This is a genomic window from Pseudomonas sp. Mb7 (genome assembly GCF_054790525.1).
The window spans coordinates 422,475-446,431 of record NZ_CP186501.1 but is presented as its reverse complement, the minus strand read 5'-3'; the positions used below and the strand labels follow the sequence as shown (position 1 = coordinate 446,431).

The 23,957-nt window shown below is 60.0% G+C and carries 18 protein-coding genes; 7 read left to right on the top strand and 11 right to left on the bottom strand.

The window, feature by feature from the left end; all coding sequences use genetic code 11:
• Positions 1-25: 25 nt before the first annotated feature.
• From lysS to ACOYXH_RS01905, 11 genes are all read right to left on the bottom strand, one after another.
• Positions 26-1,528: a lysine--tRNA ligase gene (gene lysS, locus ACOYXH_RS01955; RefSeq protein WP_095126473.1), complete on the bottom strand. Its 1,503-nt coding sequence runs from the start codon at positions 1,526-1,528 to the stop codon at positions 26-28.
• 114 nt (positions 1,529-1,642) lie between these two features.
• A protein-coding gene (prfB, locus tag ACOYXH_RS01950; protein ID WP_102900567.1) for a peptide chain release factor 2 occupies positions 1,643-2,738 on the bottom strand; the annotation gives its coding sequence in 2 pieces (ribosomal slippage) (positions 1,643-2,665 and positions 2,667-2,738; 1,095 coding nt in all).
• Between the two features lie 457 nt (positions 2,739-3,195).
• Complete coding sequence (locus ACOYXH_RS01945) at positions 3,196-4,197, bottom strand: response regulator (protein ID WP_095050370.1); 1,002 nt, start codon at positions 4,195-4,197, stop codon at positions 3,196-3,198.
• Positions 4,198-4,245: 48 nt separating this feature from the next.
• Positions 4,246-5,256, bottom strand: coding sequence for a chemotaxis response regulator protein-glutamate methylesterase (cheB, locus tag ACOYXH_RS01940; protein ID WP_095050369.1), 1,011 nt, complete (start codon positions 5,254-5,256; stop codon positions 4,246-4,248).
• Entirely contained in the window at positions 5,253-7,541 is a 2,289-nt protein-coding gene (locus ACOYXH_RS01935) for a hybrid sensor histidine kinase/response regulator (protein ID WP_095050368.1), read from the bottom strand. The genes cheB and ACOYXH_RS01935 overlap by 4 nt, the downstream gene beginning before the upstream one ends.
• Entirely contained in the window at positions 7,538-8,221 is a 684-nt protein-coding gene (locus tag ACOYXH_RS01930) for a chemotaxis protein CheW (RefSeq protein ID WP_095126470.1), read from the bottom strand. Before ACOYXH_RS01930 ends, ACOYXH_RS01935 begins: the two co-directional genes overlap by 4 nt.
• Positions 8,218-9,489 (bottom strand): CheR family methyltransferase, encoded by a 1,272-nt coding sequence (locus ACOYXH_RS01925; protein WP_095050366.1) that lies wholly within the window; start codon positions 9,487-9,489, stop codon positions 8,218-8,220. Before ACOYXH_RS01925 ends, ACOYXH_RS01930 begins: the two co-directional genes overlap by 4 nt.
• Positions 9,486-10,022 carry a chemotaxis protein CheW gene (locus ACOYXH_RS01920; protein ID WP_095050365.1) on the bottom strand — a complete coding sequence of 179 codons (537 nt, stop codon included), beginning with the start codon at positions 10,020-10,022 and terminating at the stop codon, positions 9,486-9,488. Before ACOYXH_RS01920 ends, ACOYXH_RS01925 begins: the two co-directional genes overlap by 4 nt.
• A complete protein-coding gene (locus tag ACOYXH_RS01915; RefSeq protein ID WP_095126468.1) occupies positions 10,022-11,644 on the bottom strand; it encodes a methyl-accepting chemotaxis protein in 1,623 nt (540 codons plus the stop codon). The genes ACOYXH_RS01920 and ACOYXH_RS01915 overlap by 1 nt, the downstream gene beginning before the upstream one ends.
• Positions 11,645-12,012: 368 nt before the next feature.
• Positions 12,013-12,735, bottom strand: a complete 723-nt coding sequence (locus tag ACOYXH_RS01910; RefSeq protein ID WP_460410220.1) for a tellurite resistance TerB family protein — start codon at positions 12,733-12,735, stop codon at positions 12,013-12,015.
• Positions 12,736-12,885: 150 nt separating this feature from the next.
• Positions 12,886-15,243 (bottom strand): hypothetical protein, encoded by a 2,358-nt coding sequence (locus ACOYXH_RS01905; protein WP_460410219.1) that lies wholly within the window; start codon positions 15,241-15,243, stop codon positions 12,886-12,888.
• 214 nt (positions 15,244-15,457) lie between these two features.
• On the opposite strand from ACOYXH_RS01905, the gene ACOYXH_RS01900 reads away from it, so the two are divergent.
• From ACOYXH_RS01900 to ACOYXH_RS01870, 7 genes are all read left to right on the top strand, one after another.
• Positions 15,458-16,372: a LysR family transcriptional regulator gene (locus ACOYXH_RS01900; protein WP_053117503.1), complete on the top strand. Its 915-nt coding sequence runs from the start codon at positions 15,458-15,460 to the stop codon at positions 16,370-16,372.
• A gap of 131 nt (positions 16,373-16,503) precedes the next feature.
• The gene (locus ACOYXH_RS01895) at positions 16,504-17,961 is read left to right on the top strand and encodes a gamma-aminobutyraldehyde dehydrogenase (protein ID WP_095050362.1); all 1,458 of its coding nucleotides are present in this window, start codon (positions 16,504-16,506) and stop codon (positions 17,959-17,961) included.
• A gap of 83 nt (positions 17,962-18,044) precedes the next feature.
• The gene (gene ydcS / locus ACOYXH_RS01890) at positions 18,045-19,196 is read left to right on the top strand and encodes a putative ABC transporter substrate-binding protein YdcS (RefSeq protein ID WP_095050361.1); all 1,152 of its coding nucleotides are present in this window, start codon (positions 18,045-18,047) and stop codon (positions 19,194-19,196) included.
• Positions 19,197-19,559: 363 nt separating this feature from the next.
• Positions 19,560-20,597, top strand: a complete 1,038-nt coding sequence (locus ACOYXH_RS01885) for an ABC transporter ATP-binding protein (protein WP_095050360.1) — start codon at positions 19,560-19,562, stop codon at positions 20,595-20,597.
• A 1-nt stretch (position 20,598) separates the two neighbouring features.
• On the top strand, positions 20,599-21,534 hold the full coding sequence (locus ACOYXH_RS01880) for an ABC transporter permease (RefSeq protein WP_220558107.1): 936 nt from the start codon (positions 20,599-20,601) through the stop codon (positions 21,532-21,534).
• Complete coding sequence (locus tag ACOYXH_RS01875; RefSeq protein ID WP_095050358.1) at positions 21,524-22,351, top strand: ABC transporter permease; 828 nt, start codon at positions 21,524-21,526, stop codon at positions 22,349-22,351. The genes ACOYXH_RS01880 and ACOYXH_RS01875 overlap by 11 nt, the downstream gene beginning before the upstream one ends.
• A gap of 160 nt (positions 22,352-22,511) precedes the next feature.
• Entirely contained in the window at positions 22,512-23,936 is a 1,425-nt protein-coding gene (locus tag ACOYXH_RS01870) for a gamma-aminobutyraldehyde dehydrogenase (protein ID WP_095050357.1), read from the top strand.
• Positions 23,937-23,957 lie beyond the last annotated feature (21 nt).

The window sequence follows — 23,957 nt, the reverse complement described above, 5'->3', positions numbered from 1 at the left end:
TTAGGCGGCTTTTTAACTGAAACGTTTACGCTTGCGGTCGCATGTGCGGGAACAGGATCACATCGCGAATCGACGGCGAATTGGTCAGCAACATCACCAGACGGTCGATGCCGATACCTTCACCGGCCGTTGGCGGCATGCCGTACTCCAGCGCGCGAACGAAGTCGGCGTCGTAGTGCATGGCTTCGTCGTCGCCGGCGTCCTTGTCGGCCACCTGCGCCATGAAGCGCTCGGCCTGGTCTTCCGCGTCGTTCAACTCGGAGTAGGCGTTGGCGATTTCACGGCCGCCAATGAACAGCTCGAAGCGGTCGGTGACGTTCGGGTTGTCATCGTTGCGACGGGCCAGCGGCGACACTTCAAACGGGTACTGGGTGATGAAGTGCGGCTGTTCCAGTTTATGCTCGACCAGTTCTTCGAAAATCATCACTTGCAGCTTGCCCAGACCTTCGAAGCCCAGCACCTTGGCGCCGGCCTTCTTGGCGATGGCGCGGGCCTTGTCGATGTCGTTCAGATCATCGGCGGTCAGCTCAGGGTTGTACTTGAGGATCGAGTCGAACACCGACAGACGTACGAACGGCTCGCCGAAGTGGAACACCTTGTCGCCGTACGGCACGTCGGTGCTACCCAGTACCAACTGCGCCAGTTCGCGGAACAGTTCTTCGGTCAGGTCCATGTTGTCTTCGTAGTCGGCGTACGCCTGGTAGAACTCCAACATGGTGAATTCCGGGTTGTGACGAGTCGAAACGCCTTCGTTACGGAAGTTGCGGTTGATCTCGAACACTTTCTCGAAACCACCGACCACCAGACGCTTCAGGTACAGCTCCGGGGCGATACGCAGGAACATTTCCATGTCCAGCGCGTTGTGGTGGGTTTCGAACGGCTTGGCCGCAGCGCCGCCCGGAATGGTCTGCAGCATCGGCGTTTCGACTTCGAGGAAGTCGCGCTTCATCAGGAAGCTACGGATGTGCGCGATCACTTGCGAACGTACGCGGAAGGTCTGACGCACTTCGTCGTTGACGATCAGGTCAACGTAGCGCTGGCGGTAGCGCTGTTCGGTGTCGGTCAGGCCGTGGTGCTTGTCCGGCAGAGGACGCAGCGATTTGGTCAGTAGACGCACGCTGGTCATTTCAACGTACAGGTCACCCTTGCCGGAACGCGCCAGGGTGCCTTCGGCGGCAATGATGTCGCCCATGTCCCAGGTTTTCACCGCGGCCAGGGTGTCTTCCGACAGGGTTTTACGGTTGACGTAGACCTGAATGCGACCGGTCATGTCCTGGATCACCATGAACGAGCCACGGTTGAGCATGATGCGACCGGCAACCTTGACCGGGATTGCAGCCTCTGCGAGCTCTTCCTTGGTCTTGTCCGCGTACTGTTTCTGCAGTGCGTCGCAGTAGTTTTCGCGGCGGAAGTCGTTCGGGAAGGCGTTGCCCTTGGCGCGCTCGGCAGCCAGCTTTTCCTTGCGCAGGGCGATCAGGGAGTTTTCTTCCTGTTGCAGGGCTTGCGGGTCGAGTTGTTGGTCGCTCATGTCTTTAGATATTCCATCAGGTTCGTTGCCCCCGGGCCTTGCGGCCCGGGGATCGCCAGCAGGGCTGGCTCCTACAGGGATCGTACTGAATCAGCCGATGCTGTATTGCGTCTTTTACAGGCCCGATTTCAGGCTGGCATACAGATATTCGTCGATATCGCCGTCGAGTACCTTGTCGCAGTCGCTGCGTTCGATGTTGGTGCGCAGATCCTTGATCCGCGACGCATCGAGCACGTACGAGCGAATCTGGTGACCCCAGCCGATGTCCGACTTGGTGTCTTCCAGCGCTTGCGACGCGGCGTTGCGTTTCTGCATTTCCTGCTCGTACAACTTGGCCCGCAGCATTTTCATGGCGGTGTCCTTGTTGGCGTGCTGGGAACGTTCGTTCTGGCAGCTGACCACGGTGTTGGTCGGTACGTGAGTGATACGTACGGCCGAGTCGGTGGTGTTTACGTGCTGACCACCGGCACCGGAAGAACGATAGGTGTCGATCCGCAGGTCTGCCGGGTTGATTTCGATTTCCACCTTGTCATCGATCTCTGGTGAGACGAAAACCGCGGAAAACGAGGTGTGGCGACGGTTGCCGGAGTCGAACGGGCTCTTGCGCACCAGACGGTGTACGCCGATCTCGGTACGCAGCCAGCCAAAGGCGTATTCGCCCTTGATGTGCACGGTCGCGCCTTTGATACCGGCGACTTCACCGGCCGACAGTTCCATGATGGTCGCGTCGAAACCGCGTTTATCCGCCCAGCGCAGGTACATGCGCAGCAGGATGTTGGCCCAGTCCTGGGCTTCGGTGCCGCCGGAACCGGCCTGGATGTCCAGGTAGGCGTTGTTCGGGTCCATTTCATGGCTGAACATGCGGCGGAATTCCAGCTTGGCCAGATTTTCCTCGAGACGGGCCAGCTCGGCGACGACATCGCCCACTGCGCCTTCGTCGTTTTCTTCGACGGCCATGTCCAGCAGGTCACGGCAATCGGCCAGACCGCCGTTCAGTTCATCGAGGGTATCGACGATCTGCGCCAGCGCAGCGCGCTCGCGGCCCAGTTCCTGGGCGTATTCAGGTTTGTTCCAGACGCTCGGATCTTCAAGCTCGCGATTGACTTCGGTCAGACGCTCATGCTTTTGATCGTAGTCAAAGATACCCCCGAATAGTTTCGGAGCGCTCGGACAGGTCCTTGATGGTGTTCAGGATCGGGTTGATTTCCATGACGGGCAGCACTCGTTGGCGAACTTTTGAAAGCCGGCGAGTATAACGTAATCAGGCTGTGACGGCAGCCCGTCTGGCGGGTGTGGGGATCATTAAAGCCTTTGCCCTCACCCTAACCCTCTCCCAGAGGTAGAGGGGACTGATTGGGGGATATTCGGGAGGTACGCCGACGTGAAAGGGCTTTGCCGAATCCATGATCGCCAAGGATTTCAAGCGGAAATTGGCGCATGGGCCTGCCCGTCACCCTAGCCCTCTCCCGGAGGGAGAGGGGACTGATTGGGGGGTGTTCGGGAGATACGCCGACGTGAAAGGGCTTAGCTGAATCCGGAACTGCCAAGCTTGAAGATCCATAATCGACTCGTTCGATCAGGTCGATGTACAGCGCCAGACACCTCCGTCGGCCCCCTCTCCCTCGGGGAGAGGGCTGGGCGGGCGGCGTTCCGATGAGGGAAAGCCGTTACTCGATCCCAACCTGATTACGCCCACTGTTCTTCGCCAGATACAACCCACGATCCGCCGCCGAAATCAGCAACCGACAATCACTACCCGCCTGCGGCACCATGGTCGCCAGGCCAATACTGATGGTCAGGCTCGCCCCTTCCGCCGGGGTGTTGTGCGGGATTTTCAAGGATGCCACGGTCTGGCGCAGTTTCTCCGCGACCAGCCGCGCGCCGCCCGGCGAGGTGTTCGGCAGCACCAGCACAAACTCCTCACCGCCATAACGCGCCGGCAAATCCGACGGTCGTGCGCTGGCCTCGCGGATCGCCGTAGCGACCTTGCGTAACGCTTCGTCGCCTTCAACGTGACCAAAGCTGTCGTTGTAGGACTTGAAGTAATCGACGTCGATCATCAACAGCGACAATTGAGTCTGATCCCGCAGCGAGCGGCGCCACTCCAGTTCCAGGTACTCGTCGAAGTGGCGGCGGTTGGACAGCCCGGTCAGGCCGTCGGAGTTCATCAGCCGTTGCAGCACCAGATTGGTGTCGAGCAATTGCTGCTGGCTGACCCGCAGCGCGCGGTACGCGGCATCCCGCTGCAGCAAGGTCATGTACGAGCGCGAGTGATAGCGGATGCGCGCCACCAGTTCGATGGTATCCGGCAGTTTCACCAGATAATCGTTGGCCCCGGCCGAAAACGCCGCGCTCTTGATCAGCGGGTCTTCCTTGGTCGACAGAACGATGATCGGGATGTCTTTGGTCGCCGGGTGATTGCGGTATTCGCGCACCAGGCTCAGGCCATCGAGGCCGGGCATCACCAGGTCCTGGAGAATCACCGTCGGTTTGATCCGCACCGCCTGGGCAATGGCCTGCTGCGGGTCGGAGCAGAAGTGGAAGTCGATGTTTTCTTGATTCGACAGCCCACGGCGCACCGCTTCGCCGATCATCGCTTGATCGTCCACCAACAACACCATGGCGGCGTTTTCGTCGGTTTTAATGTCGTCGATCTGTAAGTCATTCATGGGCGGTCACCTGAGTACTGCGGGGGCCAGGATTGCGGATAAACCTGTTCATTTGGGAAAAACCTCCAGCAATCGTGGCGCTATCTTTTCCAGTGCACGGATTTCAACCGCGGCATCAATCGCCGCGGCGGCTTTGGGCATGCCGTACACCGCACTGCTTTGCTGATCCTGCGCGATGGTCAGGTAACCCTGCTGGCGCATGAGCTTAAGCCCTTGCGCGCCGTCGCGTCCCATCCCGGTCAATAAAACCCCGATCGCGTCGCCATTCCAATAACTGGCGACACTGTCGAAAAACACATCGATCGAGGGGCGGTAGATCTCGTTGACCGGCTCGGCGGTGTAGGCCAGCGTGCCGTTTTTCAATAAGCGAATATGGTGATTGGTGCCGGCCAGCAGCACCGCGCCGGCCTGCGGCGGTTCGCCCTCGCGGGCCAGACGCACATCGAGGCCGCTGGCGCTGGCCAGCCATTCGGCCATGCCGGCGGCGAACACCTGATCGACGTGCTGCACCAGCACAATTGCCGCCGAGAAGTCACGGGGCAGGCCTTTGAGCAAGACTTCCAGCGCTGCCGGGCCGCCCGCAGACGATCCGATCGCCACCAGCCGCTTGCACGAAGCGGAGCTGCGCTGGGGTGTAGGCGCCGGGCGTGAGCGTTGCGGCTTGTCGCCGATCAGCCAGCCAATATTGAGGATTTTACGCAGCAACGGCGCCGCCGCTTCCTGCGCATTGCCGGCGCCGAGAGCCGGGGTATCGACCACGTCCAGCGCGCCGTGCCCCATGGCTTCGAAGACCCGGTGCACGTTCTGCTGGCGATCGACCGTCACAATGACGATCGCGCACGGGGTTTCGGCCATGATCCGGCGCGTGGCTTCGACGCCGTCCATCACCGGCATGATCAGGTCCATCAGGATCAGGTCCGGAGTATTTTCAGCGCACAGTTGCACTGCCTCGGCACCGTTGCGGGCGACCCAGACCACCTGATGCGCCGGCTCGAAGGCCAGCGCCCGGCGCAGGGCCTCCACCGCCATGGGCATGTCGTTGACGATGGCGATCTTCATGCCCGCGCTCCTCCAATAAGCTCGACCACTGCGTCGAGCAGGGCGTCGTCATGAAAACTGGCTTTGGCTAAATAATAGTCGGCGCCGGCATCGAGGCCACGGCGGCGGTCCTCTTCCCGATCCTTGTATGACACAACCATCACCGGCAGCGATTGCAGGCGGTTGTCGCGGCGCAGCAGGGTGACCAGCTCGATGCCGTCCATGCGCGGCATGTCGATGTCGGTGATCAGCAAATCGAAGTCCTCCGAACGCAGCGCGTTCCAACCGTCCATGCCGTCCACCGCCACCGCGACGTCGTAGCCGCGATTGAGCAGCAGTTTGCGTTGCAGTTCGCGCACGGTCAGCGAGTCGTCGACCACCAACACCCGCTTGCGCGCCGCCTCGGCGGCTTGATTGCCATGACGCGCGATGCGCTCAAGGCGCCCGGTATTGAGCAGTTTGTCCACCGAGCGCAGCATGTCTTCGACGTCGACGATCAACACCACCGAACCGTCGTCAAGCAAAGCGCCGGCGGAGATGTCCTGCACTTTGCCCAGACGCTCATCGAGTGGCAAGACCACCAGCGTGCGCTCGCCAATGAAGCGCTCCACGGCAACGCCATAAACCGCATCACGCTCGCGGATCACCACGACTTTAAGGGTTTCGCCGGTGTTCTGGCTGGCCGGGCGGTTGAGCAACTGGCTGGCCGCAACCAGCCCGACGTGCTGGCCTTCGTGCCAGAAATGCTGACGGCCTTCGACCTGCACGATGTCCTCCGGCGCCAGATCGCACATGCGTTCGATGTGCGCCAGTGGGAAGGCGTAGGCCTCTTCGCCAACTTCCACCACCAGACTGCGTACCACCGACAAGGTCAGCGGTACCTCCAGATGAAAGCGACTGCCCTCGCCCGCCGTCTGCTCCAGCACCACCGCACCGCGCAACTGGCGAACCATGTGTTGAACAGCATCGAGGCCGACGCCCCGCCCGGACACTTCGGTGACCGTGTCGCGCAGGCTGAAACCGGGGAGAAACAGGAACGTCAGCAGTTCTTCCTCGCTCAACTGCGCCGCCGTTTCCGCTGGGGATAGCTGCCGCTCGACAATGCTGCGGCGGACCTTTTCCAGATCGACGCCATTGCCGTCATCGCTCAATTCCAGCACCAGCAGGCCGGCCTGATGCGAGGCGCGCAGGCGGATCAGGCCCTCTTCTGATTTGCCTTTAAGCAGACGCTGCTCAGGGGTTTCAATACCGTGATCGACAGCGTTGCGCAGCAAATGGGTGAGCGGCGCTTCGAGTTTTTCCAAGACATCGCGATCGACCTGGGTTTTCTCGCCTTCGATCTCCAGCCGCACCTGCTTGCCGAGGCTGCGGCCCAGATCGCGGACCATGCGCACCTGACCGGTCAGCACGTCCGCAAAGGGCCGCATGCGGCAGGCTAACGCCGTGTCATAGAGCACTTGTGCGCGCTGGCTGGCCTGCCAGGCGAACTCGTCGAGTTCGGCGTTTTTCTCGCTCAGCAATTGCTGGGATTCGGCGAGCAAACGCCGCGCGTCTTCCAAGGCTTCGAGCGCTTCAAGGCTCAGCGCGTGTTCCTTGAGGTGCACGTTGAGATTTTCCAGCGCACGCAAGCCGTTGTTCTGCATGCGTTTGAGGCGCTGCATGGTCGCCAGATGCGGTTTGAGGCGCTGGGTTTCCACCAGCGACTTGCTCGATAGATCGAGCAAACTGTTCAGCCGTTCAGCGGTGACCCGCAGCACCCGCTCGCCACCTTCGGTGGTGCGTTTGCTTTTGCGTGGCGCCGATTCAGAGGTTTCGACCGGGGCTTCGATGATCGGCGCTGGCGTCAGTTCAAATACGGGCGGCGCTTCAAGTTGCAACTCGGCCATCGGCGGCGCAACGAACGCTGCCAGCGGCGTCGACGGATCGAGCAAACCCGCCATCAACGCCACATAAGTTTCAATATCGCTCGGCTGCGGCGCATTGGCCGGTGTAGCGATGCGCATCAGCAAATCGGTGCCCTGCAACAGCGCATCGATATGTTCGGGCCGCAGCAACAAGCGCCCTTCCTGCGCGCTGACCAGGCAATCTTCCATGACATGGGCGACGCTGACGCCGCTGTCGATGCCAACAATTCGCGCCGCGCCTTTGAGCGAATGCGCCGCGCGCATGCACGATTCCAGTTGATCGGCCTGGGTCGGGTTGCGCTCCAGGGCCAGCAATCCGGCGCTGAGCACTTGGGTCTGGGCTTCGGCTTCGAGGCTGAACAGCTCAAGCAGCGAGGCGTCGCGCATTTGCTCGGGGGTCATGTGAGGCTCCGGGTCACGGCGGACAGCAGCTGTTCTTCATCCAGCCAACGCAGGCTACGACCGCGATACTGCAGAACACCACGGGTGTATTTGGCACTGGCTTGCACGCCGGACTGCGAGGCGGCATCAAGAATGCGCTCGTCGATGGCATGAATACCGTCGACCTCATCCACCGGCACCACCACCGGCCCGCCATGGGCGGCGATGATCAGCATGCGCGGCATGATGCGCGCGCCGGTGGCTGGCGCGGCGTTGCCATCCAGATCGAGCAATTCAACCAGCGACAGGCACGCCACCAACGCGCCGCGCACATTGGCCACACCGAGCAATGCGCGTGAGCGCTGGTGCGGCAACGAGTGAATCGCCTGCAGTGGCGCGACTTCGACGAGACTGCGCGTCGCCAGCCCCAGCCATTCTTCACCGAGCCGGAACATCAGTAGCGAGCGGGTTTTCACGTCGCTTTCCACAGCGATCGCCACCGGGTCGCGTTCGTCCTGCTGCAACGCATAACGGTCGAGCAGGCGCGTGGCGGCGGCGGAATACACCGAACAATTGCGGCAATGAATGTGGTCTTCGAGCAGCGGACAGGACTTGTCGCCATGAATGCCGATGCGGTTCCAGCAATCGTCGATGGCCCGGGCGTCTTCGTGGGTGACGTTCAAGGTGTCGGACGGGATCATCGTTTACGCTCACTGTCGGCAGTGCGGCCGCTGCGAGCGGCGCGTTCCTGCAATCGTCTGGCACCCGTTGTATCGCCCTGAGCCTGCAGCAGCGCGGCCAGGTGCATCAACGCTTCGGGATGTTGCGGTTCGAGGTACAACGCTTTGCGGTAGAAACCCTGAGCTTCGAGGGTCAGGCCGGCGACATCGCTGAGCAAGCCGAGCCAGTAAAACACCTGGGCCACCGGTTCGTGGCTGCGCAAATACTGTTCGCAGGCAGCGCGGGCCTCGGCACTTTTGCCTTCGTTGGCCAATGCAGCGATGTTGGCCAGCAGGGTCGCCGCGTCCGGGTTGGCACTTTTGCTGGCGGTCGGCAGTGGCGTTACGGCGGCAAACGGTCGAGTGCGCACCGGTGCTGGCTGCGTGCTGCGAGGCGGTTGGCTGACCGGCACCACGATGGGCTTGGGCGTTGGCAACGGCTCGGGGTGCGGATCGCTATGGCGACTGAACGCGAAGGATTGCGGGATACCGATCGAACGCATGCCCAAACGTCCGAGCAAACTGCCCTCGGCCGGGCCGATAAACAGCACGCCATCGAAATGCGTCAGACGCTTGAGCACCTCGAACACCAGTTTTTGCGTCGGCTGATCGAAATAGATCAGCAGATTGCGGCAGAACACGAAATCGAACGCCGGCTCGCTGGCCAGCAGCGTCGGATCGAGCACATTGCCGACCTGCAAACGCACCTGCTCACGCACGTCGTCATTGACCCGATGGCCGTCCTGCTCAGGCGTGAAGTGCCGTTCGCGAAAGTCCAGTTCCTGGCCGCGAAACGAATTCTTGCCGTACAGCGCGCGCCGGGCCTTCTCCACCGACAGCGGGCTGACGTCCATGCCATCGACCTTGAACTGATGCGGTTTGAGCCCGGCATCGAGCAAGGCCATGGCAATCGAATAGGGTTCTTCGCCGGTGGAACATGGCAGGCTGAGGATGCGCAGCGCACGCATGTTATTCAGCTCGGCGAGGCGATTGCGCGCCAGCTTGCCCAGCGTGGCAAACGATTCCGGGTAACGGAAAAACCACGTTTCCGGAACGATCACCGCTTCGATCAGCGCCTGTTGTTCGTCTCGCGAACCTTGCAGCAGTTGCCAATACTCATCGGCATGCGCCGCTTGCGAGAGTGTCGTGCGCTGGCGTACGGCGCGTTCGATGATCGCCGGCCCTACCGACGTCACATCGAGGCCGATGCGTTCCTTGAGAAAGTCGAAAAAACGCTGATCGCTGCTCATGCCTGCGCCTCAAGCTGCGCCGGACTCAGCGGCGGATCGGGGAACAGCAAAGTACGCACGGCGTCATCGAGCAAGTCATTGACCCGTACCCATTGCACCAATCCCTGGGCATCTTCACGCACCGGGCCGAGGTAAGGCGCCGCGCGGTTGTCGAGGCCGTAAGGCTGAAACTCTTGCGGATGGCAACGCAGGGTGTCGGTGGCCTGTTCGAGAATCAACCCGAGCCATTGCGCGGGTTGCGCTTCATCCGGCCGATAATTGACCAATACCAGACGGGTGCTGGTGCGCGCCTCGGCGGTATGGCCGAAGGTCAGCGCACTGAGGTCGATCACCGGCACCACCGCACCGCGATAGGCAAATACGCCAGCAACCCACTGCGGCGCCCGGGCGATTGGCTTGAGCGGCAGGCGCGGCAGCACTTCCGCCACTTCGGTGGCGCGCAAGGCGTAGCGCTCGCTGCCGATGCGAAACAGCAGGAACAACGCCGGCTTCGCCACCTGCGCGGCGCTGCGTTTGGCGATGATTTCGCTCATCAGACTTTGAATCGCGAAACGCCGCTGCGCAGCCCGACGGCTACCTGGCTCAGTTCGTCGATGGCGAAACTGGCCTGACGCAACGACTCGACGGTCTGGCTGCTGGCGTCGCCCAACTGCACCAGCGCGTGGTTGATCTGCTCGGCACCGGTGGCCTGAGCCTGCATGCCTTCGTTGACCATCAACACCCGCGGCGCCAGCGCCTGCACCTGATGGATGATTTGCGACAGCTGCTCGCCGACCTGCTGCACCTCGGACATGCCACGGCGCACTTCTTCGGAGAACTTGTCCATGCCCATCACCCCGGCTGATACCGCCGACTGGATTTCGCGCACCATCTGTTCGATGTCGTAAGTGGCGACAGCGGTCTGATCCGCCAGGCGTCGCACTTCGGTGGCGACCACGGCAAAACCGCGGCCGTACTCACCGGCCTTCTCGGCTTCAATCGCCGCGTTGAGCGACAACAGGTTGGTCTGGTCGGCGACCTTGACGATGGTCACCACCACCTGATTGATGTTGCCGGCCTTCTCATTGAGGATCGCCAGTTTGGCGTTGACCAGGTCAGCCGCGCCCATCACCGAGTGCATGGTGTCTTCCATACGCGCCAGGCCTTGCTGGCCGGAGCCGGCAAGCACCGAGGCCTGATCGGCGGCGGTGGACACTTCGGTCATGGTGCGTACCAGATCGCGCGAGGTAGCGGCGATCTCGCGCGAAGTCGCGCCGATCTCGGTGGTGGTCGCGGCGGTTTCGGTGGCGGTGGCTTGTTGTTGCTTGGAGGTGGCAGCGATTTCGGTCACCGAGGTGGTGACCTGCACCGAAGAACGTTGCGCCTGGGATACCAGCGCAGTCAGCTCGGTCATCATGTCGTTGAAGCCGGTTTCGACGGCGCCGAACTCGTCCTTGCGGTCGAGATTGAGACGCGAACTGAGGTCCCCGGTGCGCATGGTTTCGAGAATCTGCACAATGCGGCTCATCGGCGCCATGATCGCGCGCATCAGCAACAGACCGCACAGGCCGGCGGCGAGCACGGCGACCAGCAGTGAAATGAACATGCTGACTTTGGCGGCCGCCACAGCATCGTCGATATTGTTCATGGCCTGATCGGCGACTCTCTTGTTCTCGCCGATGATGTCGTTGAGCTTCATGCGCCCGGAATACCAGGCTGGCGTCAGCTTTTCGTGGAACATCCTGACCGCGTCCGCTTCCAGGTTGCGCTTGTGCAGGTCCAGCACGGCATCCTGAATCTGGAGGTAGGCGTCGTGGTACTTCTCGAACGCGGCAAACTCGACACGATCCTCCTCGGTTGCCATGGTCTTGCGATAGTTCCCCATCTGCTCCTGCAAACGCGCCTCGAAAGCCTTGTAGTCGGCCGCGTCCTCGCTGGAAACCCCCTGACCTTCCTTGAGTCCGAGCAGTTCTTGCGTCTGCATGTAACTGTCGACCCAGGCGCCACGGATCATCGAGCTGTAATAGACGCCGGGAATCGCGTCATCACGCACGCTGTTTTCACTGGCCTCGATCTTCAACAGTCGCGAATACGAAACGACGACCATCAGCAACATGATGGCGATAATCACCGCAAAGCTCGCCAAAATGCGTTGGCGCAACGTCCAGTTCTTCACAGTGATTCCTCGTGCCTAGTCGAAATGCGGGGAGTATAGCCGAGGGCGGTGTTTCATTTATAAGACGCTTTGTAACCCTCGGGCCTGTCCGCCTTGGTCGCGGGAGGGCTCTGGGCTGGGACTGTCCGACAATTGCGGGTGGGCGTGCCAGTGGGGTAATGGCAAAAAGAGGCGATAGATCGGCCATGGCGTATGCAGTGAGGCTGAAACAACATCGCGAGCAGGCTCCGTGCACGCCGGAATAACCTGTGGGAGCGAGCCTGCTCGCGAAGAGGCCGGAAGGGTCAACATTGATGTCGTCTGACCCGGTGCTTTCGCGAGCAGGCTCGCTCCCACAGGGGATTTGCGATTGTTGAAGCACGCCGTCTCTACACAGAAGCCAACCGCACCTGCTTCTCCAACTCCACCTTCAACCCCGGCTCCAGCTTCAACTGCCGCGCCAGTTCATCCAGATAGCTCTTCTCCATGAAGTTCTCCTCATCCACCAGCATCACGCTGGCGATGTACATCTCAGCCGCCATCTCCGGCGTGCTCGCGGCGCGGGCCACGTCAGTCGGGTCGAGAGGTTTATTGAGTTCCGCGTGCAGCCAGTGTTGCAGTTCCTGGTCGTTGTCGAGTTTGGTGAATTCGCCTTCGATCAGTTGGCGCTCACGGTCATCGATGTGGCCGTCAGCCTTTGCGGCGGCGACCAGCGCCTTGAGAATGGCTTGGCTGTGTTGCTCGGCTTGCGCGGGTGGAAGGCGATCAAGGGTTTGTGGTTCGCGTTGTGGTGCGGTGCCTTTTTGCGCGTTGTAGTTGCCGTAAGCCTTGTACGCCAGCACACCGAGCGCCGCGAGGCCACCGTAGATCGCGACTTTCCCGCCGACCTTGCGCACCTTCTTGTTACCGAGTAGCAGGCCCATCGCGCCAGCCGCCAGTGCACCACCGCCGGCGCCCGACAGCAGTCCGCCGAGGCCACCGGAGCCAGAAGCGCCGCCGAGTAAACCGCCCAGGCCACCGCCGGCCGGTTTGTTCTGCGTTCCGCCAGCCTTGTTCTGCAACAGATCCTGACCAGACTTGAGCAGTTGATCGAGCAATCCACGGGTGTTCATGTCACGCCTCCAAACCAAGGGTATCCGGCTTTATAAGGCCGTCAGCCTAGTTCGAAAGTGCCCACGACCTGCCAGTGAGTGTGCTTCCAGATATTGCTGCTCTTCCTTGTGCGCCATAAATTGAAGAAGCCCACCCACTGTGTTCAGTCATCAAGGCATCAAAACAAAATCGTCAAACACCCAGGCAACGTTACCTCGTGCGACAAGCTCCAATCTCTTGATATTCAACCCTGAAAATTCAATAACTCTGTATGGCCTATCAAGTCTGACTTGTCCGAGAGAGCGGCCGTCGTTGTCATAAAAATGAACTTCGCCATAGGTATTCAGGGGTTGATTTGCAACGAATTTGAAGCTCACCGTTTGGCATGGCCGAATGAACGTAATATCTGCTTTCTCTTGCGCCACCACATACCAATGAAGTTGTTTGCCAGGCTCACCAGTGCCTATTCCCGCGTATGTAGAGACAGCCGGATTAGCCGGCCAAACCGCAGTCGTCAACAGTTTGAAGGTAAGAACCGGTGTAACCAGCACCTCACCTGCCCTTCTGATCGTCCGAGAAAGCTCATTATCAAAATTCTCGGTCAATAATGTCTTGACCGTATAGATCCTCTTCGGAAACTTCACGACCTGCTTGCCATCGGGGCTGCCCGAATAATTCACGCTCATACCGATGCTCAGCTGGCTTGCGTCACCTAGCGTGAAAAGCCAATCCAACGGTATTGAACGGCTCAGCCCTGAAGCTGGAGCGAGAATCCCCGTGTCCTCGAAACTCGTCGCTTTACCCTCTCGGTCTGTACCGCTGTAGATAAACGAAACCAGTTGGTTTTTGACCTGATGGGGCCACTGACTGACCTCCAGAAGCGTTTGCGTGTGCAGTTGCGTGACGTCCAGATCGCCGCCATGCGCATCACCGATAATCGGGGTCGGCAGGTCAGGATGGTAGTCGGTAATGGGTCCGATAGTGGCCGACAGAATTGGCGAAGTCTGAATCGGCTTGTCACCGCGCAGGTGTACAAAACTGAGCTCCACCCGCTTGCCGAGATTCGCCGCAATGAATGCGCTATCGAGTTGAAAGTTGGCCCGACTGTTGGAATTCAGCGGCTTGGGCTCGAAGGTTGGAGATCCCGCTCCCGCAGCCCCCTTGACGATGAGTAGGAACTTTTCGTTCGGGTACGGAGGATAACCGATGATCTCGACCCGACCCGTAGCACCTTGCAGATTGGCAGAGTCCAGTGGGTCGAGGACTTGTTTGACGGATTTGAGCAGCTGCGGTGCAAGCAACGCTGGCAACCCCTCGCCCTTTACTTTGGCAGTGGTGACTGCCGAGTTGCCGACCGAAGCGCCCTCTCTGATAAGTGTGTAGGTCACCGACACGTCACTACCAGCGATAACGCTCTTGTTCTCGATCTTTAAAATGCTCGGTTGCTTCTGCCCGAACTGGTCTTTGCCGACGGTGCCCGTGGCCGTAACGACAACGTCCGGGTTGCCTGTGACTCTTGCGGTGAAGGTGGCAAAGATCAAATCGCCAAACAGGAAACGCGGATCACTGGTGAGTACAACGATCAGCAAATCATTTGCACCGAGCTTCTCAAGTTGAATATCCGGGTCATCCTCGGGATCATCAAGGATTTCGCGCAACAAGGCCTTGGGCAATCGGTTACCCGCCAAATCCACATCAATGGTTTGCACAGCCGACCAGAGTGAGTCCGGATCGGGATTGTTACCCAGCTGATCAGTAACCGTATAAGAGATGTTGAATTTCGGGTGATCCCCGGCCTTATCCAAGTCTGCGCGGGTGACGCTGAAACAGACCTTGACGGGATCACTGAACCACGGATCTGGCACCTCTTCCTCTGTGACATCGTGGTAAACATCATGGCCGTTGAGGTTCAATCGAATGCGGTCAAAAGCACGGCAATACGGGTATGACACGCAGACTTGGGCACCGGTGGCAGGAAAGTCCGGGCCAACGCCGTTGCGCAATGCATCGGACAGGATCAACTCGAGTTCGGAATGTTCGCCGTCACCTGGAGTGGTGTCTTGATTACCGGGACGGACCTTGTTGTATAGCAATTCCAGCGGTGGCACGGAGGTGCCCTTGTTTTCACTGCCCCGTTTCACGGTACAGGTGAGCCGGTTAACCACATCGGGAAGCAGTAACTTATGGGGAATGTGCAGTGTTACAGCATCGTCTTCGGCGAGCGTCTGCACGCTATCGATGCCGGGTTGACCATTCAGATCCAAAAACACCGTATCGCCCGGCTGCTGGTGCAAATACGGATCAAAGACAACCTTTGCGCCTTCCGGCGCCAAATCATAGATGCGCAATGGAACACCCAAATGCGCGCCTTCGACCGGTCGTGTGGCTTCTGGCAGATCAGGAGGACTCAACGCCAGCACCTGATTGTCCACCTCCATGACACCTGACGTCAGCTCATCACTTTGTGGCAAACAAGTCGGAGCTACCGGTTCTGAGCTATCAGACTGGCCGGTGGGGATCGTGTCCATGTGAATCTCCTTATCGCAAATTGAACGCCAGAAACCTCTGCAATCAGTGAGCGCCGATAAGGGCCAGATGGACAACTGTCAGAAATTACAGGTAGAGGCCATTTCCCGACGAATGGCGAGAGCCGACTGACGATTCATTTTCGTAAATCGATCCATCGACTAAAAAGATATAAAGTCCGAGCCATCGATTAAATCGCCCATCGGGTATTACCGCATGATGACCCTGCGTCAGATCCGTCATTTCATCGCTGTGGCCGAAACCGGTTCGATCTCCGCCGCCGCGCAAACCGCGTTTATTTCCCAATCAACCCTGACCCTGGCGATCCAGCAACTGGAAGAAGAAATCGGCGTCAGCCTTTTCAGCCGCCACGCCAAGGGCATGACGCTGACACACCAAGGTCATCAATTCCTACGCCAAGCGCACCTGATTCTGGCAACGGTGGATAACGCCAAGCGCAGCTTGCAACAGAGCACTGATCAGGTTGCCGGGCAGTTGATCATCGGCGTGACCAGCCTCGTCGCCGGTTATTACCTGGCGGATCTGCTCACCCGTTTTCAGCGCGCGTATCCCAATGTCGAAATCAGAGTGATGGAAGACGAACGCCCCTACATCGAGCATTTGCTGGTCAGTGGCGAGATCGATGTCGGCGTATTGATCCTCTCCAACCTCGAAGATCGCCACGCTTTGCAGACTGAAGTACTGACTCACTCGCCCCACCGTTTATGGTTGCCAGCCCAGCACCCGCTGCTGGAACACGACAGCATCAACCTCGCCGACGTCGCCCGCGAGCCGTTAATTCAGCTAAACGTCGATGAGATGGATCGCAATGCCCAGCGATTGTGGCGCGGCGCCGGGTTGCAGCCAAAAATCACCTTGAGAACCGCCTCGACCGAAGCGGTGCGAAGTCTGGTCGCCGCCGGTCTGGGCGTATCGATTCAACCCGACATGACTTACCGCCCATGGTCGCTGGAGGGCGACATCATCGAAGCGCGCCCCATCGCCGACCTCAATCAGACCTTGGACGTGGGCCTGGCCTGGCGACGTGGCACTGCGCGCCCCGCTCTTGTCGACCCATTCCTGACCGTAGCCCGTGAGCAACCCCACGGCGGGCGCAAGCCATCTATTTAATCGAATGCCGCCTTCAGTATTTAGTATTTGTCGACCTCGGAGCCGCGCACTAGTCTTGCTGCATCTATAAGACGGTCGGCTCCCGGTTTCAGGGAGCAACAATGGCCACACAAGAAAAGAGATCGCGGAAAATGGCTGGCGCGCAGACCCCGATGTGTACCGCGTTGTTGATTGACGGCGAACTGGTCGCCGGGGAAGGTTTTGTCGAGCCGATTCTCAATCCGGCCACCGGCGAAATCCTCACGCACATCGCCGAAGCCAGCACCGAGCAAGTCGAAGCCGCCATCCTCGCCGCCCACCGCGCATTTGCCGAGTGGTCGCGCACCACGCCTCAGCAACGTTCGAACCTGTTGCTCGAGATCGCCAACGCCGTGGAAAAACACGCCGACCACCTCGCCCGCCTCGAATCGCTGAACTGCGGCAAGCCGTTGCACCTGGCGCGTCAGGACGATTTGACGGCGACCGTCGATGTGTTCCGTTTCTTCGCTGGCGCCGTGCGCTGCCAGACCGGTCAGCTCAGCGGCGAATACCTGCCGGGCTACACCAGCATGGTGCGTCGCGATCCGATTGGCGTGGTCGCCTCGATTGCGCCGTGGAACTACCCGATCATGATGGCCGCGTGGAAAATCGCCCCGGCCCTCGCCGCCGGCAACACGCTGGTGTTCAAACCGTCCGAACACACGCCGCTGTCGATCCTCGCTCTGGCGCCAGCGCTGGCCGAAATCCTCCCGCGCGGGGTCATCAACATCATCTGCGGTGGCGGCGAAGGCGTTGGCAGCCATTTGGTCGGCCACGCTAAAGTGCGCATGGTGTCGCTGACCGGCGATATCGTCACCGGACAGAAAATCCTTCAAGCCGCTGCGAAAACCCTGAAACGCACGCACCTCGAACTCGGCGGCAAAGCCCCGGTGATCGTCTGCAACGACGCCGACATCCAGGCCGTGGTCGATGGCGTGCGCACTTACGGTTACTACAACGCCGGGCAGGACTGCACCGCTGCCTGTCGGATCTACGCGCAGGCCGGGATTCACGACAAATTGGTCGCCGAACTCGGCGCCGCCGTCAGCAGCCTGCGCTTCGCCGGCAAACGTGATGCCGATAATGAGATCGGCCCGCTGATCAGCACCCGCCAGCGCGACCGCGTCGCCAGTTTCGTCGAGCGCGCCCTCGGCCAGCCGCACATCGAACGCGTGACCGGTGCGGCGGTGCACTCCGGTGCCGGTTTCTACTATCAGCCGACGCTGCTCGCCGGTTGCAAACAGAGCGACGAAATCGTCCAGCGCGAAGTGTTCGGCCCGGTGGTCACGGTGACCCGTTTCGACGAACTCGCCCAAGCCGTCGACTGGGCCAACGACTCCGAATACGGCCTCGCCTCGTCGGTCTGGACACAGAATCTGGACAAGGCCATGCAGGTTGCAGCGCGCTTGCAGTACGGCTGCACCTGGATCAACAGCCATTTCATGCTGGTCAGCGAAATGCCCCACGGCGGGCTGAAGCGCTCCGGTTACGGCAAAGACTTATCCAGTGATTCGCTGCAGGACTACAGCGTGGTGCGGCACATCATGGCCCGCCACGGCCAGCATCTCTGACTACGCTAATAACAAGCCGCCAACGGCATGCTTCACCGCGTTCACAACTGCCCCGACCATAATTTAAAGAAGAGGGTTCAACCATGTTCGTGCACAAGACCGCACTGCTCAGTGCAATCACCACGGCCCTGCTGGCCAGCGCCAGCCTGCAAGCGGCCGAGCCGTTAAAGGCTGTCGGTGCTGGCGAAGGTCAGCTGGATATCGTTGCGTGGCCGGGTTACATCGAACGTGGCGAGAGCGACAAGGCTTACGACTGGGTCACCGGTTTCGAAAAAGAAACCGGCTGCAAGGTCAATGTGAAGACCGCTGCGACCTCGGACGAAATGGTCAGCTTGATGGCCAAGGGCGGTTACGACCTGGTCACCGCGTCGGGTGATGCCTCGCTGCGGTTGATCGTCGGCAAGCGGGTGCAACCGATCAACACTGCCTTGATCGCGAACTGGAACACTCTCGACCCGCGCCTGAAAGATGCGCCGTGGTACGTAGTCAACAAGCAAACTTACGGCACCCCGTACCAGTGGGGCCCGAACGTGCTGATGTACAACACCAACGTGTTCAAGACTGCGCCGAGCAGTTGGAACGTGGTGTTCACCGCTCAGGATCTGCCCGACGGCAAGCCGAACAAGGGCCGCGTGCAGGCGTATGACGGCCCGATCTACATCGCAGATGCGGCGCTGTATCTAAAGTCGACCAAGCCTGAACTGGGTATCAAGGATCCGTATCAACTGACCGAAGATCAGTACAAAGCCGTGCTTGATCTGTTGCGCGCACAGCAGCCGTTGATCCACCGCTACTGGCATGACACCACGGTGCAGATGAGCGACTTCAAAAATGAGGGCGTGGTCGCCTCCAGCGCCTGGCCGTATCAGGTCAACGGCCTGATGAACGAGAAACAGCCGATCGCTTCGACCATTCCGAAAGAAGGCGCTACGGGTTGGGCTGATACCACCATGTTGCACGCCGAGGCCAAGCATCCGAACTGTGCGTACAAGTGGATGGACTGGTCGCTGAAACCGAAAGTCCAAGGCGATGTGGCGGCGTGGTTTGGTTCGTTGCCGGCCGTTCCTGCGGCGTGCAAAGAGAGTGAGTTGCTTGGCGCGGAAGGTTGCAAGACCAACGGCTTCGACCAGTTCGACAAGATCGCCTTCTGGAAAACCCCGCAGGCTGAGGGTGGCAAATTTGTGCCGTATAGCCGCTGGACCCAGGACTACATCGCGATCATGGGCGGCCGCTAGCTCTCAATAACGACGCGGCCTGCCCCCTTTCCCCCTTGGGGGAGAGGGCTGGGGTGAGGGGGTAGCTTTTGCCTTTGCTCTTGATCTCAGAGCAATGACCGAAACCGCCACCCTCCCCCCCGTCCTCTCCCGGAGGGAGAGGGCGCTCAAAGCGGATCGCATTCACCGTTAGATGCCGATCGTTCCCACGCTCTGCGTGGGAATGCATCACCGGACGCTCCGCGTCCATTTGCACGAGGTGACGCAGAGCCTCACAGGCAGCATTACCACGCAGAGCGTGGGAACGATCATTCGAAAGACTGTTTTTTCAAAAGGCTGGGCAGGGCCGCTGCGACGGCCTTCGCCTTTTTGGAGCACCGCACCATGACGCTTGCAGTCCAGTTCACCAACGTTTCCCGGCAGTTCGGCGAGGTGAAGGCCGTTGACCGGGTTTCCATCGATATCGAGGACGGCGAGTTCTTTTCCATGCTTGGCCCTTCCGGCTCGGGCAAAACCACCTGCCTGCGCCTGATTGCCGGTTTCGAACAACCGAGTGCCGGCTCGATCCGTATCCACGGCGCCGAAGCGGCCGGTTTGCCGCCGTATCAACGTGACGTCAACACGGTGTTTCAGGACTACGCGCTGTTCCCGCACATGAATGTCCTCGACAACGTCGCCTACGGTTTGAAGGTCAAAGGCGTCGGCAAAAACGAGCGGCATAAACGCGCCGAAGAAGCCTTGGACATGGTCGCCCTCGGCGGTTACGGCGCACGCAAACCGGTGCAGTTGTCCGGCGGTCAGCGCCAGCGTGTGGCCCTCGCCCGCGCCCTGGTCAATCGCCCGCGTGTGCTGCTACTCGATGAGCCGCTCGGCGCGCTGGATTTGAAACTGCGCGAGCAAATGCAAAGCGAATTGAAGAAGCTGCAACGCCAGCTCGGGATCACCTTCATCTTCGTCACCCACGATCAAACCGAAGCGCTGTCGATGTCCGATCGCGTCGCCGTGTTCAACAAGGGCCGCATCGAGCAGGTCGACACGCCGCGCAATCTGTACATGAAACCGACCACCACTTTCGTCGCCGAATTCGTCGGCACCTCGAACGTGATTCGCGGCGATCTCGCACGCCAAATCAGCGGTCATCCGCAGCCGTTTTCGATTCGTCCGGAACATGTGCGTTTCGCCGAAGGCCCCTTGGCCAGCCATGAAATCGAAGTCAGCGGTTTGCTCCACGACATTCAGTATCAGGGCAGCGCCACGCGTTATGAATTGACCCTGGAAAACGGCCAGACCCTGAGCATCAGCCACGCCAACAACCAGTGGATCGACAGCAGTGCCCAGCATCAGACCGGCCAGCGCCTGAGCGCACGCTGGGCGCGGGAAGCGATGATCCCGCTGCACGACACCGTGACGAGCGGGGTGTGAAATGAGCACGCTCGCGATGACTCAATCGCCGCCGTTGCGCCGGTTTTCCAACCTGCTCTACCGCAAGCCGAACCTGTACTTGTCGATGCTGCTGGTGCCGCCGCTGCTGTGGTTCGGCGCGATCTATCTCGGCTCGTTGCTAGTGCTGTTGTGGCAAGGTTTCTACACCTTCGACGACTTCACTATGGCGGTCACGCCTGACCTGACCCTGGCGAATTTTGCTGCGCTGTTTCAGCCGTCGAACTTCGACATCATCCTGCGCACGTTGAGCATGGCCATCGTTGTGTCGATCGCCAGCGCCATCGTCGCGTTCCCGATCGCCTATTACATGGCGCGCTACACCACGGGCAAGACCAAGGCGTTTTTCTACATCGCAGTGATGATGCCGATGTGGGCCAGTTACATCGTCAAGGCGTATGCGTGGACGTTGCTGCTGGCCAAGGGCGGTGTGGCGCAATGGTTCGTGCAGCACTTGGGGATGGAGCCGGTGTTGCAGTTCATTCTGGGGATTCCCGGCGTCGGTGGCAGCACCTTGTCGACCTCGCATCTGGGGCGGTTCATGGTGTTTGTTTATATCTGGCTGCCGTTCATGATTCTGCCGATTCAGGCTTCGCTGGAGCGTCTGCCGCCGTCGCTGTTGCAGGCTTCTGCCGACCTCGGCGCCAAGCCGCGCCAGACCTTTATGCAGGTGATCTTGCCGCTGTCGATTCCGGGCATCGCCGCGGGGTCGATCTTCACGTTTTCGCTGACCCTGGGCGACTTCATCGTGCCGCAACTGGTCGGGCCGCCGGGTTACTTTGTCGGCAGCATGGTGTACGCGCAGCAAGGTGCGATCGGCAATATGCCGATGGCGGCGGCGTTCACGTTGGTGCCGATTGTGTTGATCGCGGTTTACCTGTCGATCGTCAAACGTCTGGGGGCTTTCGATGCGCTCTAATTCAGAAAAGCAGGGGGAGAAAGCCTCTCTAGGTCTGAAAGTCGCTGCTTGGGGCGGGTTGGTATTTCTGCACTTCCCGATCCTGATCATCTTCCTTTACGCCTTCAACACCGAGGAAGCCGCGTTCAGCTTTCCGCCGAAGGGCTTTACGTTGCACTGGTTCAGCGTGGCGTTTTCGCGGCCGGACGTTTTGGAGGCAATCAAGCTTTCGTTACAGATCGCAGCCATCGCCACGTTGATTGCGATGGTCCTCGGCACCTTGGCTTCAGCAGCGTTGTACCGCCGCGATTTCTTCGGCAAACAGGGCATTTCGCTGATGCTGATTTTGCCGATTGCGCTGCCGGGAATCATCACCGGGATCGCCTTGCTGGCGACGTTCAAGACGCTGGGGATTGAGCCAGGGATGTTCACCATCATCGTCGGCCACGCGACCTTCTGCGTGGTGATCGTCTACAACAACGTCATCGCCCGATTGCGCCGCACTTCGCACAGTTTGATCGAGGCCTCGATGGATCTTGGCGCCGATGGCTGGCAGACCTTTCGCTACATCATCCTGCCCAACCTCGGCTCGGCATTGCTGGCCGGCGGCATGTTGGCGTTTGCGTTGTCGTTCGACGAGATCATCGTCACCACGTTTACCGCCGGGCATGAACGCACGTTGCCGTTATGGCTGCTCAACCAACTGAGCCGACCACGGGATGTGCCGGTGACCAATGTCGTCGCCATGCTGGTGATGATGGTGACGATGCTGCCGATCCTCGGTGCTTATTACCTGACGCGTGGTGGCGAGAGTGTCGCCGGCAGCGGTGGCAAATAACCGAATAACTGAAGAAACCGAATCCCGTGTAGGAGCTGCCGAAGGCTGCGATCTTTTGATATTGCTTTGAAGATCAAGATCAAAAGATCGCAGCCTTCGGCAGCTCCTACATGGGTTCGGTTTCGGCAGAACAATAAAAGTGTTAGTGAGGACAACAGACATGCAAACCAAACTCTTGATCAACGGCCAACTGGTCAACGGCGAAGGCCCGGCGCAACCGGTGCTCAATCCTTCGCTCGGCGAAGTCCTGATTGAAATCAACGAAGCCAGCGAAGCCCAGGTCGATGCCGCCGTGCGCGCTGCCGACAACGCGTTCGCCGACTGGTCGCAAACCGCGCCGAAAGACCGCTCGCTGCTGCTGCTCAAACTCGCCGATGCCATCGAAGCCCACGGCGAAGAACTGGCCAAGCTCGAATCCGACAACTGCGGCAAACCCTACAGCGCCGCGCTCAACGACGAGATCCCGGCGATTGCCGACGTGTTCCGTTTCTTCGCCGGCGCCAGCCGTTGCATGAGCGGCTCGGCCGCTGGCGAATACCTGCCCGGCCATACCTCGATGATCCGTCGCGACCCGGTCGGCGTGATTGCCTCCATCGCGCCGTGGAACTACCCGCTGATGATGGTCGCCTGGAAAATCGCCCCGGCACTGGCGGCCGGTAATACCGTGGTGCTCAAGCCGTCAGAACAAACCCCGCTGACCGCGTTGCGTCTGGCTGAACTCGCGTCGGAAATCTTCCCGGCCGGTGTACTCAATCTGGTGTTTGGTCGCGGTCCTACAGTTGGCAGCCCATTGGTTACGCACCCGAAAGTGCGCATGGTTTCGCTGACCGGTTCGATCGCCACGGGCGCCAACATCATTTCCAGCACCGCCGACAGCGTTAAACGCATGCACATGGAGCTGGGTGGCAAGGCGCCGGTGATCATCTTCGACGACGCTGATATTGATGCGGCGGTGGAAGGGATTCGCACCTTCGGTTTCTACAACGCCGGGCAGGACTGCACCGCCGCTTGCCGGATCTATGCCCAGCAAGGCATTTACGACAAATTCGTCGAGAAGCTCGGCGCGGCGGTCAGCAGCATCAAGTACGGGTTGCAGGATGATCCGTCGACCGAGTTGGGGCCGCTGATTACTGCGCAACATCGTGACCGGGTTGCAGCGTTCGTCGAACGTGCCGTGGCGCAGCCGCACATTCGCTTGATCACTGGCGGCAAGGCCGTGGACGGCAATGGTTTCTTCTTCGAACCGACCGTGTTGGCCGATGCGCAGCAAGACGATGAAATCGTCCGTCGTGAGGTGTTTGGGCCGGTGGTTTCGGTGACCAAGTTCACCGATGAAGCGCAGGCGCTGGAATGGGCCAACGATTCGGACTACGGCCTCGCGTCCTCCGTGTGGACAGCGGATGTAGGACGTGCGCATCGCATGTCGGCGCGTTTGCAGTACGGCTGCACGTGGGTGAATACGCACTTCATGCTCGTCAGCGAAATGCCCCATGGCGGTCAGAAATTGTCCGGTTACGGGAAAGACATGTCCATGTACGGGCTGGAGGACTACACCACGGTTCGGCATGTGATGTTCAAGCACTAAGCCTTTAAAAGCTTCGCGAGC